Raw genomic sequence first — 16,308 nt, forward strand, 5'->3', positions numbered from 1 at the left:
TGTGGGAGCGGGCTTGCCCGCGAAGGCGGCGGCACATCCAATATATTCATAACAGACACACCGCTTTCGCGGGCAAGCCCGCTCCCACAGGGATTTGGGGTGTACGCAGCCTTTGCATGCACCAACAAGCTTTGCAGGCTCGCCCGCGAAGGCAGCCTGACAGCCAACCCGGCTCCTGCGGTAGCCCCCAATCCCCTGTGGAAGCGGGCTTGCCCGCGAAGGCGGCGGCACATCCAACATATTCATAACAGACACACCGCTTTCGCGGGCAAGGCCTACCCGGGGCGGACGGGGTCATGGAGCAGGGAAAACCCCCGGTCGCGCAATGTGTGGCCAATGAAGCGCGAACCCACATCATTGAGGTGCGAGTCATCGCGGTAGAGCAATCGCCCGTCGATGATCGGGCTGCACAACCCGGAAGGGCAGATCACCTGGTTGGGGTCGATGAAGTGCACCTGCGGCAACCTGGCGTGTATTCCTGCCCAGTACGGTGCCGTGATGTCTTGCGGGGCCGAGCAAGGGCGATCGAGGCCAAACATCAAGCGGCGCACCGGGCAGGTCGCGGCTTTGTCGATGTGCTGGTTGCTGAGGATCACGATGACCTGGCCGGTGTTGTCGGCCACTCGCCTGATGCTCGCTTCGATCATCTCCCCGGTCGCGGCATCCCTCGGCCAGGCACCCGCCAGCACCACATACCGGTAGTGATTCTGCTCGATCAACCCAATCACGCGTTTGTTGCGCGCCATGCAATGGGCGACATACACCGTCGCGGCTTGAGCGGTGTAGCTGAAGATCGGCGGGCAGTCATCGAGGGTGTAATCCATCAGTTCGATGCCGTTGGGTTCGGCCAGGATATCGACCATGCCGGTAAAGTGATTGGCGAACGAGTCACCGACCATGATCCCGTCGATCTGCGCCTTGCGCGTGCCCAGTCGGCAATGGGGGTTGGGCTCGGTGCCATATTGCGCATTGGGCATGTGGCAGTCGCTGCGAAGCTTGTTCGGTTCCACCAGGGTCATGGCTTCGAGAGTGGCCACCTGCGGTGCGAAACGCTGGGGGAAGCCGTTCCCTTGCACGCTCAGCGCCGCCACCAGGGCAAGCCCCAGGGCTGGCGTGATGAAACGGCGGGTGAGTACGCGGGAAAACGGCAGGTGTACACCGCTGCGTCGAAACGGCACCTCGACATAGCGCCAGGACAACCACGACAGTGCGATCGACATCGCCAGCAGCGAGAGTCCCACCGGCAGCGTCATGGCAATGCCCAGGTAATTCAGATAGGCAATCAATGGCCAATGCCACAGATAAAGCGAGTAGGAAATCAGGCCGATGAAGACCATGGGCCGATTGTTCAGCAGGCGCGACTCAATGCCCGTACTGCCGGCCAGGATCAGCAGTGCCGCACCCAGGCAAGGGATCAAGGCATTGAGGCCGGGGAAGGGTGCCTCGGGGCTGAGGGCGAGCAGGGAGAAGCCGATCAAGCCGGTTCCCGCCAGCGTGCAGCCCAGGGCGACGCGCCGGTCGAGCGAACGGGGCTGATAAAGGTAGATGCCCAGCGCCCCACCCAGCATCAGTTCGAAGAAGCGCGTGGGCAGCAGGTAGTAGGAAGCCGTGACGAAAACGTTCGTGGCGTACTCGGAAAGACCAATGGCCGCGACGAGGCCGACCCCCAGCACGACCGGCACGTAGCGGGGCGCCAGCCGATAAAGCGTCAGGACCAGTAGCGGCCAGACCACATAGAACTGTTCCTCGATGCCCAGTGACCAGGTGTGCAGCAACGGCGCCTCGCGGGCGTCTGCCGCGAAATAGTTGCCGTACTTCATCCAGATGTAGATGTTCGAAACCCCGAGCAGGGAAAACAGCGCGCTGACATTGAGCCGCGTCAGGTCAACCGGGGACAGGATGAAGGCCCCGGCGATCACGCTTGCCAGCACCACCGTCGCCAATGCGGGAACGATGCGGTTGATGCGCCGTTGATAAAAGCGCTTCAGCGAAAAGGTGCGGTCCTTGATCTCGGAAAACACCTGGGACGTGATGAGAAAGCCTGAGATGACGAAGAAAATGTCCACGCCCACGAACCCGCCCGGGAGCAGGTTGGTATTGAGGTGATGGATCAGCACGGCGATGACCGCGACGGCGCGAAGCCCGTCGATATCGCGGCGATAGTGGGCGTGAGGCATGTCGGCGAGCGTCCTTTGAAGAGGCGGTCATTCAGAGGCGTCATATTCATGACGTTTACGCCGACTGCCAGTAAACGGCGCGCATTAGTAATTGATTGATAGCTGAGAATTGATGCTGTGCAAGGAAATGGATCCAGTCTTTTGCTGCGCCTGATAAACGGGTAGCTCGGATCGCACGGTCCAATCGACGGGAGGGCCTTCAACTCCGCTATCCTGAGCCTCACGTTTCCCATCCGAGCCTGTCCATGCTGGAAGTCCGCGACGTTTTCAAAAGCTACGTTACGCCCCAAGGCCCGCTGCCGGTGTTGCAGGGCGTCGACCTGACGCTGATGCCGGGCAGCAGCCTGGCGTTGATGGGGGAGTCCGGCAGCGGCAAGAGCACGTTGTTGCACCTGGTTGCCGGGCTGGACAAGGTCGATCGCGGCAGCATCCGCAGTGGCGAGTACCGGCTCGACGGCATGAGCGAAAGTCAGCTGGCCAACTGGCGGCGTACGGAAATCGGCCTGGTGTTCCAGCAGTTCAACCTCATCAGCAGCCTGTCGGTGGCGGACAACCTGGCGTTCCAGGCGCGGCTGTGTAGTCGTCACGACCCGGCCTGGCAGGCGCACCTGGTGCGGCGGCTTGGCCTCGCAGACCTGCTGCGGCGTTATCCCGAGCAGTTGTCCGGCGGCCAGCAGCAACGGGTGGCGCTGGGTCGGGCGCTGGCATCGCGCCCGCCGTTGTTGTTGGCCGATGAGCCCACTGGCAGTCTTGACGAGGCCACCAGTGACGAAGTGCTGCAATTGTTGTTGGAATTGCTGGCCGACAGTCCCACCAGCCTGCTGATGGTGACCCACAGCCCTCGGGTGGCCGCCCGCCTGGCGCAGCGTGTGGTGTTGCAGGGGGGGCGACTCGCGCAGGTGGCCCAGGGGTGATGATATTTCTTCAGACCCTCAAGGCGCTGCTCAGCCATTGGCGCCGGCATCCGGTGCAATTCTTCAGCGTGCTCACCGGGCTGTGGCTCGCCACCAGCCTGTTGACCGGCGTGCTGGCACTCAACAGCCAGGCCCGAGACAGCTACGCCCGGGCCAGCCAGCTCATCGGCGGCGAACCGCAGGCCAGCCTCAGCGCCCCTGGTGGCGGGCCGTTCCCCCAGCAGTGGTTTGTCGATCTGCGTCGCGAGGGCTGGCCGGTGTCGCCGGTGGTGCAGGCCCGGGTGAACCTTGAAGGGCACGATGACCTGCGCCTGCAACTGATGGGCATCGACCCGGTGTCGCTGCCGCCCGGTGCGGCACTGGCAGGGCAGTCGCGGGACATGAGCGAAGTGGTGGCGTTTTTCAGCGATCCGGGGCGCACCTGGGTCGCCCCGCAGACTTTGCAAGCGCTGGGGATGGGCGAGGGCGACCGGCCCCGGACCGTCGATGGACGATCCTTGCCACCCTTGCACGTCCAGCCGGACATGGCCCCGGGCATGCTGTTGATGGACATCGGTTTTGCCCAACAAGCCCTCGGGCTGCCGGACCAGGTGTCGCGCTTGCTGCTGCCCGCCACCTTCAACGCAGCCTTGCCGGAGGCGTTCAATGGTCGGTTGCAGTTCAAGCGCGCCGATGAAGAAAACAACCTCTCGCGCCTGACCGAAAGCTTCCACCTGAACCTCGATGCCCTGGGATTTCTGTCGTTCGTGGTGGGGCTGTTCATCGCTCACGCGGCCATCGGCCTGGCGCTGGAGCAACGCCGCAGCCTGCTGCGAACCTTGCGGGCCTGCGGGGTCAGTGCGCGGCGACTGGTCACCAGCCTGGCCCTCGAACTGGGGGTGCTGGCGTTACTTGGCGGCGTGGCCGGGGTGCTCAGCGGGTATTGGCTGGCGAGCCTGTTGTTGCCGGATGTCGCTGCGAGTTTGCGCGGGTTGTACGGTGCCGAAGTGGCCGGACACTTGAACCTCAGCCCGTGGTGGTGGCTCAGCGGAATCGGCTTGAGCTTGCTGGGTGCACTGCTGGCCGGGGCGGACAGCCTGCTGCGGGCGGCGCGCCTGCCCTTGCTGGCGCTGGCCAACCCCCAGGCCTGGCACCAGGCCCATGCACGCCGGTTGCGCCGCCAGGGCTGGATAGCGGCGTTGGCCGCATCGATCGGCTCGGCGGCGTTGATCTGGGGCGACAGCCTGGCCAGCGGCTTTGTCCTGATGACGGCGCTGTTGCTGGGCGCCGCCCTGGCCTTGCCCGTGTTGCTCAACGGCGTCTTGGACGGGTTGTTGCGTCGTAGCCGCTCGGTGCTGGGGCAGTGGTTTCTCGCCGATTGCCGCCAACAACTGCCGACGCTGAGCCTGGCGCTGATGGCCTTGTTGCTGGCGTTGGCGGCGAACATTGGCGCCGGCAGCATGACCTCGGGTTTCCGCCAGACCTTCAACCATTGGCTTGAACAACGGCTGACCTCGGAGTTGTATGTCAGCCCGCAAACCCCGCTCCAGGCCGCAGCGCTGCACGCCTGGCTCAAGCAGCAACCGACCGTCACCGCGGTGCTGCCCAACTGGCAAGTCTCGGTGCCCCTGCACGGGTGGCCGACGGACCTCTTCGGCATCATCGATCACCCTGCGTATCGCCAGCATTGGCCACTGCTGGAGGCGTCCGACGGCGACCCGTGGGCGCAACTGGCCGGCGCCGACACGCTGATGCTCAGTGAGCAACTGGCGCGGCGCCTCAAGGTGACGATCGGTGAGCGTTTGACCCTGCCGACCCCGCAGGGGCCATGGACACCACGGATCGTCGGGATCTACGCCGACTACGGCAACCCCAAGGGCCACGTGCTGATCAACGCCGACCACCTGCTGGCGCACTGGCCGCATTTGACGCCGTATCGCTTCAATCTGCGGATCGAGCCGTCCGCGATCCCGGCGTTGGTGAACGCGTTGCAAAGTCGCTTCCACCTGGATGACAGCCGTATCGTCGATCAGGCCCGGCTCAAAGGCTGGTCGACCCAGGTGTTCGAGCGCACCTTTGCCGCCACCGCCGCTCTCAACAGCCTGACCCTGGCGGTCGCCGGCGTCGCGTTGTTCATCAGCCTGCTGACCCAGAGCCAGAGTCGCCTCGGCCAGTTGGCTCCGTTGTGGGCATTGGGGGTGACCCGCCGCCAGTTGATGCTGCTCAACCTCGGCCAGACCTGGCTGCTCGCGTTGCTGACCCTGGTGCTCGCGTTGCCGCTGGGCATCGCCCTGGCCTGGTGCCTGGACACGGTGATCAACGTGCAAGCCTTTGGCTGGCGCCTGCCGTTGCAGGTCTTCCCATTGCAACTGGCCCAGTTGCTGGCCCTGGCGATGTTCGCCACGCTGCTGGCATCGGCCTGGCCGCTGTACGCGTTGTACCGTACGCAACCTGCGGATTTGCTCAGGCACTTTTCCGAGGAGGGCCCATGAAGCTCAGAGTTGGCCTGATGCTGCTGGCGTCGTTGCTCGGCGGCTGCGACAACCCGCCGACGCCGGAGAAGGGCTTTGCCGGCCTCGGCGACCAGGCCGTCGCCTTCACCCCGGTGGTGCCGGGGCGCACGTTCAGTTTCCCGGCCGATCATGGCGTCCACGAAGGCTTTCGTATCGAGTGGTGGTACGTCACCGCCAATCTCAAGGACGCTCAGGGCCGTGACTTCGGCGTGCAGTGGACGCTGTTTCGCAGCGCCTTGGACGCCGCGCCCCAGGCCGACGGCTGGCGCAACCAGACCATCTGGCTCGGTCACGCGGCGGTCACGTCCGCCACCGTGCACCATGCCGCCGAGCGTTATGCCCGTGGTGGCGTAGGGCAGGCCGGGGTGCAGGCGGTGCCTTTCAATGCCTGGATCGATGACTGGCAGTTCGGCACCCAGGCGTCGGGTGCCGATCCGTTGGCGGATATGCAGTTGAAGGCCCACGACTCGCGGTTCAGCTACGCATTGCGGCTTACCTCGACCCGACCGTTGGTGTTGCAGGGGGACAACGGTTTCAGCCAGAAGTCCGAGCAGGGCCAGGCTTCGTATTACTACAGCCAGCCATTTTTCCAGGCCAGCGGCCAGTTGGAAATCGACGGCCAGCGCTACACGGTCAGTGGCCCGGCCTGGCTGGATCGGGAGTGGAGCAGCCAACCGCTGACGGCCAACCAGACTGGCTGGGACTGGTTCTCCCTGCACCTGGACAGCGGCGAACACCTGATGCTCTACCGCATGCGCCACAAGGACGGCGCACCCTACCTCACCGGCACCTGGATCGATGCACAGGGCCATTCGCAAACGTTGCAGGCCGGCGACATCGAGCTGGCGCCGCTGGGCACGGCCAAGGTCGCCGGCCGAGCGATGCCGGTGCGCTGGTCGATCAAGGTGCCCGGCAAGCACCTGGACGTGACCACCGAAGCCTTGAACCCTGCCGCCTGGATGGACCTGCGCATTCCCTATTGGGAAGGGCCGGTGCGGCTGGTGGGCAGCCACGGCGGCAACGGCTATCTGGAAATGACCGGCTATTGATAATCGCCGGAACTCCCCGCGAACGTCGGCCCTCATAGCTTATGAACGTCTCGCAGGAGCCCGCTATGAGCGATGACCTCACACCTCCGTCGCTGACCGATTGGCAGCGGCTGTTCGACGACCAGGCCTATTGGCAGCAATCGCCCGATGCACATTTCACCGAGCTGATGCAGGTGGCCAACGACCTGTTCGGCCAGGGTGCCATCGACCTGGCGCAGTGGCAGGCATTGAAGGCCAAGGCCGAGCAACTGCACCAACGCTCCCCGCAGGCCAACGTCGCGCAAGAAGTCGCCGACCCTGATGCCTGATTGCACGCTTGAAAAAGACTCAAGGAGTCCGCCATGAAACACCGCACCGAATCCACCCAGCACAACCCAGACGAACCGGCGATGCCTGGTGAGGTGGAGCGCGACAACGACGCGCTGCGCCCTAACGATCCGGCCAAGCGCAAGCACAAAGGCGGCGATGAACAGGCGGGGGATACCGACGCGCAGAAAACCGCACGGCGTGGTTGATGCGCACGAGTATTCGGCGTTGCCGATTCAGATGTGACGGGTGAATGGCTGTTTAACTTGCCGAGTCCCGTTGCAGGACTCGGCATGAAGTTTTTTTGTACTGTTTGATTGTTTTTGTAGACATGTCTGTATAAGAGTTACCGACACGGTGGTTGCACTCTGCACTGTAATAAAACCCTGGGTTTTAAACAGTGCGCCATACATAAACAATTATTTAAACGTGGTCGGCGGACATACTCCGAAGCTTCCACTATGATTGTGTCCGTTCGCCCAGTGTCAGGCTCTTTACCAGTGCATGGAATGCCGAGGCCATTGCACTGGGCGAACACCCTTGGCGTCAATGTTCTCCTCTTCCCGTGCACACCGCCAACCAGCCCTGGCGGGTGCATCGAGCATCTGGCTGGACCTAGCCTACGGCAGGTACGCGCCAGTCATCGCTGCCCATCGTGCCGCAGACCTCGTGGTTCCAGGTGATCTTGCGATACGAGAAATGCACGTCTTCCAGATGGGTGAAGTGCGCGTTCGCCGGATCCTGGCAGTTGAACATGTAGTCTTTGATCTCAACGATGACCGCGTCAAACATCGTGGTGGTGAAGTAGTGTTCCTGGGTGCCCTCAGCCGACGTCCGCATCCATTGAATCAGCACTTCTTCCATGCGCTCGCCACTTGTCAGCGCCGCCTGTAGCAGAGGTGTGGCCTTGTCGAACACTTTTGTGATGATCAGAGGATGGTGCACGCGTTGGCCGGTCGGTTGACCGGACTGGGGATCTCGCGGAACGGTAATGTGGTGCTGGAAACCTTGCACCAGGATCTGGTCTTCATGACCCTCCTGGTAGATGTTGCCAACCGATTCGGCCGAAAAGGCACCGGCTGTGATCAGGCCTTGCTTGTAGCCTTTGATAACCATGTACGCGGGGGTAGCCAATGGATGCTCTCCTTCCTGGATAGCCTGGGACGGAAGTCGTGCCAGGGGACCCGACGGTTATCAAGAGCTGTGCCATTTCTTAAAAAATCATATAAATCAATATGTTGAGTGAATTGCCAGTCTGTTGCTATTGCAATTGGGCAGGAAAAACGCCTCAAGGCTTGCGCGAATCAACGCAGTTTCCTGCCGACTCACCCGACAGTCCGTTCCTACACGCCCAGCGCAGCCATGCATTCGTCGATCGAGCGCTGCTGCGTCTGTGCGTACAGCCCCAGTTCATCGATGGTCGAGCGTCCCAGGGCTTCTTCAAAGGCCTGGCGGTTGGATTGCCCGGCGTAGTGACTCTGGGCGGCGTCGCCAAGGTTCGACTGGAAGATGCCTGCGGCACTGACGGGCAGGAAATCTTCGTACACCAGGGGGGCGGCGCGCAGGTAGCGCAGTTCCAGCAAGCGCTCCAGGGAGGCCTGTGGTTCGAGGGTGCCTTTGGCGGCGAGGCCTTCTGGCGTCACGAAATAGCGGAAGTAGGCCAGTGCCTGGTGACGCAGCGCCTCGTGGTCGTCCGGGAAGGCCGCGAAGTGCTCGCTCATCAATGCGTCGTAGCGTAGGGCATTGGCCTCGTTGGGGAACTCGCCCAGCGCATCGCGGGCCGCGTTCAGCAGTTGGTCGTAGAGTGCACGTCCCTTGGGCGTGAGGGCGGCGCCGCGTTGTTCGATTTCGCCGAAACGGGCGCTGTGACTGCCCTGGCCGTCGGGCTGGTCGGTGAAGGCGACGGGTTCATCGAGGGCCTTGAAGCTGGTCTGGCGCAGCAGGATAGGGCATTGGCGACGGGGCGGGCCTTCGATCACCGCCTTGGGGGTGATGCCCTGCACGGGCATTTGGGCCTGGACGATGTCGATGTCCAGGGTCCGCGGCGTCAGGTGGTTGATGTGCGGGCCCTTGAAGGCCACCACGTCGGCGATCAGCCGATGTTGCGCGCTCAGTTGTCGGTATTGGTCCGCCGTGACAGTGGCACTGTGGTGCCAACGGAAGGTTTCCAGGGCCTGGTGGACAAAGTCGTCCGCCTGGGGCTCGGTCAGGCCTCCCTCACGTTCGGCCAGCGCAATGAGTTCCAGGGCGCCGGGGGTGAAGATCTGCCGCTTGGCCAGCACGGATTCGGCAAACGCTCGCAGTTCGGTGTTCTCGATCAACTCCAGGCGCAGCAGGGAGGTAAACACCCGGAACGGGCTGACCTGCAATGCGCTTTCATGCACGGCGCGGAACGCGGTGGAATGCACCGGCACCCCGGCCGGCGTGAGGTCGTAGTAGCCCACCGGCTGCATGCCCATGACCGCGAACAGACGCCCCAGGGTGTTGAGCTCTGCCGCGGTGCCGACGCGGATCGCACCGTGGCGTTCCAGGTCCAGGCGTTGCAGTTCGCCGGTGCTGCGCAGGTGTGCGGCCAACGACGGGTCTTCGGCCAGCACCTGGGCGTTGGTGTGCTCCACCAGCTTCATCAACGCGCCATACAACGGCACCTCGTCGCGGTACATGTCGGACATCGCTCGGGAGAAGCGTTGACGGATCAGGTCGGGGCTGACGAAGCTCATGGTGGGCGTTCCTGGCTATGGCTATCGGGAGGAAGAAGTTGCACGAAAGATCGCAGCCTTCGCCGGTGCCGACAAACGAAGAATCTTCAGGACTTCATTCTGCCAGGGACTGACCCGTGCCTGAGGGCGGCTACTGCCCCAGCCCCTTGAGAAACTCCCGGTACAACGCCGCGGTTTTCCTTGGCTTCTCGACCATGGGCATGTGGCCGACCCCGTCCCAGATTTCCACCCGCAGGTCCGCGATGCCCTTGCTCCACACCGGCACGCTGCTGACGTCGATCAGTCGGTCCTTGCGGCCCCAGAGCAACAGTGACGGCGCGCGGATCTGGGACAGGCGCGGTTCCATCGGCGGGCTGGCGCGAAAGTCGACGAAGATCTCCGCCAGTTCATCCCGGCGCTGCTCGTAGCGTTGCGCCAGTGCCGCCAGCACCACGCTCGGCACCCAGGGCGGCGAGGCCATGGTCATGGCGTAGAACGGCGCGAACTCATCCCGCGAGTGCACAAGGAACGGGTTATGCCCGGCGGCCAGGTGCCGCTCCATGTCGCTCGGCTCGGGTGCGGTGACGCCGGCGGGGTCGATCAGCGCCAGGGTCGATACGCGCTCGGGATAGGTGGCCGCCAGCCATGCCGCGAGGTAGCCGCCCATGGAGTTGCCGATCACATGGACCTTGTCCAGCCCGCAGGCGTCGAGCAACTCGATGGCGCGCCGGGCCTGGGTCGGGATGTCGTAGCCGCCACCGGCCTTGAAGCCGGTCTCGCCATGGCCGGCCAGGTCGGGAACCACCACCCGATAGTCGCCGACAAAGTGCCGGGCAAAGCGCAGCCAGAGGTTTTTGTCGGCGCTGTAGCCGTGCAGCATCAGGATGCTGCCGGACGCTTCATAGGGGCCGCCTTGCCAGGTCGATACGGTCATCTCGCTGATGGGCACGGTGATCTTGTGCAACCGATAAAGTCGCGCCTCCAGGGCCATGCTCAGGTCATACAACACATGGCCGATGCCCGGATACGTCAACCAGCTCCAGGCGATAAACACGGCAAGAACTGCGCACAACACCAGCATGTCACGCCCTCCATGGGTTACGACAGGATGTGATCCGCCGGCTTCAGCCGGCGGGTCAGCCAGTAATAAGTGAAGCTGAAACCTGGGAACATCGCGATCACATGGCCGCTTTTGCTTTGATACCAGCTGTGACAGCCGCCGGATTTCCAGACGGTGCGCTGCATTTCCCGGTGGATCATGGCCGTGTAGCGTCGTTCCGCCGCCGGCTGTACTTCGATGCAGCGCAGGTTTTGCCGCTTCAACGTGCGGATGCAGTCGAGGATGTAGTTCATCTGCGCTTCGATGATGAACAGCGCCGAGGTGTGGCCGATGCCGGTGTTGGGCCCCGTGACGATGAACAGGTTGGGAAAGCCCGGCAGGCTGGTCCCCAGGTACGCCCGTGGATACGGGTCCCAGACCGCGCGCAGCTCGGTGGCGTTCTTGCCGGTCACCGGGTAGGAAATCACCCCGTCGGTGGCGTCATAGCCGGTGGACCAGACGATCAGGTCCAAGGCGATGTGCCGGCCGTCGCGGGTGATGATGCCGGTTTCATCGAGGGCAGCGATGCCTTGTTCCTGTCCGTGCACGCTGACGTTGGGTCGACACAGCGCCGGGTACAGCGTGCTGGAGAGGATGACGCGCTTGCAGCCGATCAGGTAATCCGGGGTCAAGCGCTTGCGCAGGTGCGGGTCGGGCACTTGGCGTTTCAGCAGTTTCAATGCCTTGCGCTGGACCATGCGCACGGCTGGCCGTGAATACTTGAAGGCAATCACGCGGGTCTCGAATTGCCAGTAGATCGACCAGCGCAACAGCGTGCGCACCGGGGCCAGGCCCAGCAGCCAGCGCTCCAGGCGGTTGAACGTGTGATCGGGACGTGGCAGCACCCAGTGCGGCGTGCGCTGGAACACGTGCAGGTGCTCGACCTGCGGGGCGATGGCCGGAATCACCTGGGCGGCGCTGGCACCGCTGCCGACAATGGCCACGCGTTTGTGGCGATAGTCGTAGGCAGGGTCCCACTGGTTGGTATGAAAGGCCTGGCCCTTGAAGCGCTCCCGACCCTCGAACGCCGGGATCACCGGCTGGCTGAGGGGGCCGGTGGCATTGATCAGGAACTGTGCGCGATAGACCTGGTGGTTGGTCTGGACCACCCACTGCCGGGCGCTGTCGTCCCATTCCACACGCTCTACGTTCGTCCCCAACCGCACTTTGTCCCGCAGTTTGAAACGCTCGATCACGGCCTGGGTGTAGCGGTGCAATTCGTCCTGCCCGGCGAACATCTGACGCCAGTCGTAGGCGGCGAACGACAGGGAATACAGGGGAGAGGGAACGTCCACCGCCGCGCCAGGGTAGGTGTTCTGGCACCAGGTGCCGCCGAAAAAGTCCCGACGCTCGAGCATCAGGAAATCCTCGAACCCTGCTTTGAGCAGATTGACCGCCGCACACTGGCCTCCAAACCCGCTGCCGATGATCAACACCTGGTAACTGCCCATGGACCTCCTTCCTCGGGATGTGCCGGACCCCCCTTGTCATGTATAGCCAAAATTCACGGCGAGCCAAGCCTTTTGATCAGGCAAGCCTCGGCAGAGGTCCCAATCAGCCCCTGCGGTCTAGAGCCTTGGTCCAGAGTCGGGTAGGGTGCCTGTGCACTCTTTCGCAACGAACAAGGATGAAATTCATGACGATGACCGCTCTTCGCACCCGCCTGGCCGTCAGCCTCGGCCTGAGCCTGGCCCTTGGCGCGCTCTCGCCCGTTGCCTTCGCGCAGCCCCAGCAGCAGGTCCTGGCCCACGCCGAACAGTACAAGGGCGAGGCCCTGAAACTGCTGGAACGGCTGGTCAACATCGACTCAGGTTCCGGGTATGTGCCGGGCCTGACCCAGGTTGGCGACATCACCATCGAAGAATTGAAGAAGTTGGGCGCCACCATCGAGAAAGTGCCGAACTCGGACGGCACCCAGCACGTCCTTGCGACCCTCAAGGGCAGCGGCAAGGCGAAGATCCTGCTGATGGCCCACATGGACACCGTGTTCAAGGAGGGCTCGGCCGCCGAGCGTCCGTTCCATATCAAGGATGGGCGGGCCTACGGGCCGGGGGTGATGGATGACAAGGGCGGCATCGTTGCCGGGGTCTATGCCTTGAAGATCCTCAAGGATCTGGATTTCAAGGACTACGCACAGATCACCTTCCTGCTCGATGCCAGCGAAGAAACCGGCTCGGACGCCGCCACCGACCTGATCAAAAGAACCGCCAAGGCCCATGACGTGACCCTCAACCTCGAGCCGGGCCGCCCGGCCGATGGCCTGGTGGTGTGGCGCAAGGGCAGTGCCACGGCGTTGCTGGAGGTCAAGGGCAAGGCGTCCCACGCCGGTGTTGCGCCGGAGCTGGGGCGCAATGCGGCGATGGAAGCGGCACACCAGATCCTGCAACTGGGCAAGCTGGGCGATGCCGAAAAGAAAACCACCATCAATTTCACCGTGATCCAGGCCGGTGACCGCACCAATGTGATTCCCGACAAGGCCAGCGCCAAGGCCGACGTGCGCGCGGCGGTGCCGGAAGAGTTCGACCGCCTCGAAAAAGACCTGGCCCGGGTGTCGCAAGACAAGTTGATCGCCGACACCGAGGTCACCACCAGCCTCAAGCGCGGCCTGCCACCGATGCCACAGACCGCGGAATCGGATCGCCTGATGGCGATGGCCCAAGGCATCTATGGCGAACTGGGCCGCAAACTCACCGAAGAAGGCAGCGGCGGCGCGGCGGATGCCAGCCTCTCCGCCGGGGTCGGCACGCCGACGCTGGACGGCTTTGGCATCGTCGGTGGCAACATCCATACCCCCGAGGAATACGCCGAGGTCGAGAGCGTGGTGCCGCGGGTTTACCTGTTGTCGCGGATGATCATGGAGCTGGCGAAGCGATAGCTGCGCCTAATAGTGTGATCGACTCAAACCCTGTGGGAGTGGGCTTGCTCGCGAAGGCGGTGTGTCAGTTGATGAAGGGTACCTGACACTCCGCTTTCGCGAGCAAGCCCGCTCCCACAAGGGTTATGTGTTGGTTGACTAACGCGGGTCGACGTTATCCAGCGCCCGGTTCGCCAGCAGGCTGCCGAGCTCGATCAACTGCTGGATGCCCAGCGCCACATGCCGCCTGGAGCCGTCCAGTTCAAACGCCAGGTCGCTGACCATCGCATTGGCCGACGCCAGGGTTTCGCTGAGGTTGGCAAGCAGGCATTCGGTGTCGATGCCGTTGACGACGGTGAAAAGTTGGCCTGGATCGCAGGTGGGTTCTGTGGGCTTGGGCTTGAGGTAGAAGTCGAGGGCGCGGTCGGCGGCTTTGTCGAAGGCGCTTGAGTCCGGATCGGTTTCCGGTGGGTTGGGGGTAACTTTGAACATGATGAAACTCCGATGCATCTGAATGGGAGCCATCGCCTTTTCGCTACCAAACGAAGGGTGGTGGCCATACGAAGGTTGGTAGACCGGGCATCGGAGCCGGCGCCTCCGAAGAGACCCTGCGCATGGCCACCAAAAAGCGAAGTGCGCATTGCACTTGCAGAGGTGACGCTATGCACCGAAAGCCCGGGCTACCAAACCCGATCACTGATTTGTCAGCGACCGGAAAACGATAAAGCCCAGCCCCAAGGTGCACAAGCCGGCGGATTCTGGCGTAGTTGTAGGCAATGGCGCAAGGTGAGGGCGCCTGTGCCTACACTGAAACGAACGGAGTAAACACGCGTTTCCTGTGGCGAGGGGATTTATCCCCGTTCGGCTGCGAAGCAGTCGTAAAACCGGCTGGCACGGTTCCTCTGTCACACCGCAGCGTCTGGCTTTGGGGCTGCTTCGCAGCCCAGCGGGGATAAATCCCCTCGCCACAGGGACACAGGGACACAGGGAGCTGCCAAGGTCTCAATAAACCCACACCTCCACCCGCCGATTGCGGATCCGGCCTTCATCCTCGCTGTTGGCCGCCACCGGCATCAGCGCGCCGAAGCCACGTACCTCGCGCAGTGTCACGCCGTTCTTGACCAGTTCGCGGCGCACGGCCATGGCCCGCAGTTTGGACAACAGGTCGGCGCGTGCCGGGTCGTCCTTGGCGTCGCCGAAACCCACCAGCGTCACGCGTCGATCGAGCTTGCCGTGCTGCTTTATGTAGTCGAGCACCCGCCCCAGGTCCTGGTGGGCCTTGTTGTCGAGGCTGGCGCTGCCTTCTTCGAAGCGGAAGTTCACGGACAGGCGTTGTGCATGGCGACTCAGGGCCTGGTAACCCTCGGGCATCAGCGCGTTTGGCGTCACCGACATGGCTCGTACGGTCTGGGCGATGAAGCCGTTGGTCGCGACGATGGCCTGGCCCTTGTCGCTCTGGGTGAAGTCGACCAATGCCTGGGCCCAGGGGTTCTGGTCCCACGGCGGCAGGTAGAAGAACAGCCGGCGGGACAGCGGGTAGTCCTCGGTGGCGATCAGGGTGTTCAGCGGCAACATGGGTTGGGAATCGCCGTCGACGATCGCCAGTGCCTTGGCTTGGCGTACGTAGGGCAAACCGATGAAACCGATGCCTTGCGGGTCCTGGCTGACGGCGTCCGACAACTGTTCGCTGGATTCGAAGCGTCGCGCTGTAGGATCCAGCCGCTTGCCTTGTCGGCTGAGCACCAGTTCCTTGAAGGTGTCGTAGGTGCCCGATTGTTCATCCCGGGCGTACAGGTGGATCGGTCCGCCCACGCTGCCCACCGCTTCCCAGGTCTTTGCCTCGCCGCTGAAGATCTTCGCCAGTTGCACGGTATCGAGCTGACGCAGCGGGTTCTGGGGATGAAGGATGATCGCCAGGCCGTCGATGGCAATGACCTGCTCGGCGGTAGGACTTTTCAGATCGCCGAGGGCTGACAGTTCCTTCAGCTCGCTGTCCTTGATCGGCCGGGATGCGGCCGCCAGGTCGGTGCTGGCCTGCTTGAGGGCGGCGAAACCGGTGCTGGAGCCGTGGGCAGCGATGTCGACTTCGACCCGACGACCATCGCGGGTCTGGCCGACGATGCGCTGTTCGTTATCCCGGCCGGTGATTTCGGCACTGACCTTGAGCAGGCCCTGATCTTCCATCAAGCCCTTGACCAACGCCGGCCCCAGCGCCGCGCCGATGGTGTTGGAGCCCTGGATGCGCAGTGCCGGTCCGCGCTCAGGCACCGGCAAGCTGCCGGCCCACGTCGCGAGTGGCAAACAGAGCCCCATCAACACACCCAACCACAGCCGCATGCCGGCACCTTCAGAACCTGAGGAAGTTCCGGAAGATTAAGTCAGTCAGGTGACTGAAAGATGACAGCAAGACGACCGATCCATCGGTGCAGATCAAAGACCCAAGGCCAGCCCAAAAAACCGGTGGGAGCGGGCTTGCCCGCGAAAGCGGCCGCACAGCCAGCATCGCCATCGACTGACCCGGCGCCTTCGCGGGCAAGCCCGCTCCCACAAGGAGTTCTGTGGCGATCACAGACCCAAGGCAAACTCAAAAAACTGTGGGAGCGGGCTTGCCCGCGAAAGCGGCCGCACAGCCAGCATCGCCATCGACTGACCCGGCGCCTTCGCGGGCAAGCCCGCTCCCACAAGGGGTTCTGTGGCGATCAAAGACTCAAGGCAAAC

13 protein-coding genes are annotated in these 16,308 nt (G+C 63.3%); 6 read left to right on the forward strand and 7 right to left on the reverse strand.

Annotation, left to right across the window (positions count from 1 at the left end; all coding sequences use genetic code 11):
* Positions 1-275: 275 nt before the first annotated feature.
* Positions 276-2,177 (reverse strand): acyltransferase family protein, encoded by a 1,902-nt coding sequence (locus tag AD664_RS24880; protein ID WP_053150875.1) that lies wholly within the window; start codon positions 2,175-2,177, stop codon positions 276-278.
* A 245-nt stretch (positions 2,178-2,422) separates the two neighbouring features.
* Here AD664_RS24880 and AD664_RS24885 point away from each other — a divergent pair, with 245 nt between their 5' ends.
* The 5 genes from AD664_RS24885 to AD664_RS27715 all read left to right on the forward strand — a co-directional run bounded on the left by AD664_RS24885 (position 2,423) and on the right by AD664_RS27715 (position 7,147).
* Complete coding sequence (locus AD664_RS24885) at positions 2,423-3,091, forward strand: ABC transporter ATP-binding protein (RefSeq protein WP_053150878.1); 669 nt, start codon at positions 2,423-2,425, stop codon at positions 3,089-3,091.
* Positions 3,091-5,562, forward strand: a complete 2,472-nt coding sequence (locus AD664_RS24890; RefSeq protein WP_371260990.1) for an ABC transporter permease — start codon at positions 3,091-3,093, stop codon at positions 5,560-5,562. Before AD664_RS24885 ends, AD664_RS24890 begins: the two co-directional genes overlap by 1 nt.
* A complete protein-coding gene (locus AD664_RS24895) occupies positions 5,559-6,632 on the forward strand; it encodes a lipocalin-like domain-containing protein (RefSeq protein WP_053150883.1) in 1,074 nt (357 codons plus the stop codon). Before AD664_RS24890 ends, AD664_RS24895 begins: the two co-directional genes overlap by 4 nt.
* Before the next feature lie 65 nt (positions 6,633-6,697).
* Entirely contained in the window at positions 6,698-6,940 is a 243-nt protein-coding gene (locus AD664_RS24900) for a hypothetical protein (RefSeq protein ID WP_053150889.1), read from the forward strand.
* A 33-nt stretch (positions 6,941-6,973) separates the two neighbouring features.
* Positions 6,974-7,147 (forward strand): hypothetical protein, encoded by a 174-nt coding sequence (locus tag AD664_RS27715; protein ID WP_172679767.1) that lies wholly within the window; start codon positions 6,974-6,976, stop codon positions 7,145-7,147.
* A 406-nt stretch (positions 7,148-7,553) separates the two neighbouring features.
* On the opposite strand, the gene AD664_RS24905 is transcribed toward AD664_RS27715, so the two are convergent.
* The 4 genes from AD664_RS24905 to AD664_RS24920 form a co-directional block, all read right to left on the reverse strand.
* Positions 7,554-8,072 carry an Hcp family type VI secretion system effector gene (locus AD664_RS24905; protein ID WP_053150890.1) on the reverse strand — a complete coding sequence of 173 codons (519 nt, stop codon included), beginning with the start codon at positions 8,070-8,072 and terminating at the stop codon, positions 7,554-7,556.
* Positions 8,073-8,281: 209 nt separating this feature from the next.
* A complete protein-coding gene (locus AD664_RS24910; protein ID WP_053150892.1) occupies positions 8,282-9,658 on the reverse strand; it encodes a VOC family protein in 1,377 nt (458 codons plus the stop codon).
* Positions 9,659-9,788: 130 nt separating this feature from the next.
* Positions 9,789-10,718 carry an alpha/beta fold hydrolase gene (locus tag AD664_RS24915; RefSeq protein WP_042729740.1) on the reverse strand — a complete coding sequence of 310 codons (930 nt, stop codon included), beginning with the start codon at positions 10,716-10,718 and terminating at the stop codon, positions 9,789-9,791.
* Between the two features lie 17 nt (positions 10,719-10,735).
* Positions 10,736-12,187, reverse strand: a complete 1,452-nt coding sequence (locus tag AD664_RS24920) for an NAD(P)/FAD-dependent oxidoreductase (RefSeq protein ID WP_053150894.1) — start codon at positions 12,185-12,187, stop codon at positions 10,736-10,738.
* 185 nt (positions 12,188-12,372) lie between these two features.
* Here AD664_RS24920 and AD664_RS24925 point away from each other — a divergent pair, with 185 nt between their 5' ends.
* Positions 12,373-13,611 (forward strand): M20/M25/M40 family metallo-hydrolase, encoded by a 1,239-nt coding sequence (locus AD664_RS24925; protein ID WP_053150904.1) that lies wholly within the window; start codon positions 12,373-12,375, stop codon positions 13,609-13,611.
* A gap of 138 nt (positions 13,612-13,749) precedes the next feature.
* On the opposite strand, the gene AD664_RS24930 is transcribed toward AD664_RS24925, so the two are convergent.
* Positions 13,750-14,082 carry a DUF6124 family protein gene (locus tag AD664_RS24930; RefSeq protein ID WP_053150907.1) on the reverse strand — a complete coding sequence of 111 codons (333 nt, stop codon included), beginning with the start codon at positions 14,080-14,082 and terminating at the stop codon, positions 13,750-13,752.
* A gap of 510 nt (positions 14,083-14,592) precedes the next feature.
* On the reverse strand, positions 14,593-15,927 hold the full coding sequence (locus AD664_RS24935; protein ID WP_053150896.1) for a substrate-binding domain-containing protein: 1,335 nt from the start codon (positions 15,925-15,927) through the stop codon (positions 14,593-14,595).
* Between the last annotated feature and the right edge of the window lie 381 nt (positions 15,928-16,308).

It is taken from the genome of Pseudomonas sp. P97.38 (assembly GCF_001269745.1).
Taxonomy (GTDB): Bacteria; Pseudomonadota; Gammaproteobacteria; order Pseudomonadales; family Pseudomonadaceae; genus Aquipseudomonas; species Aquipseudomonas chlororaphis_E.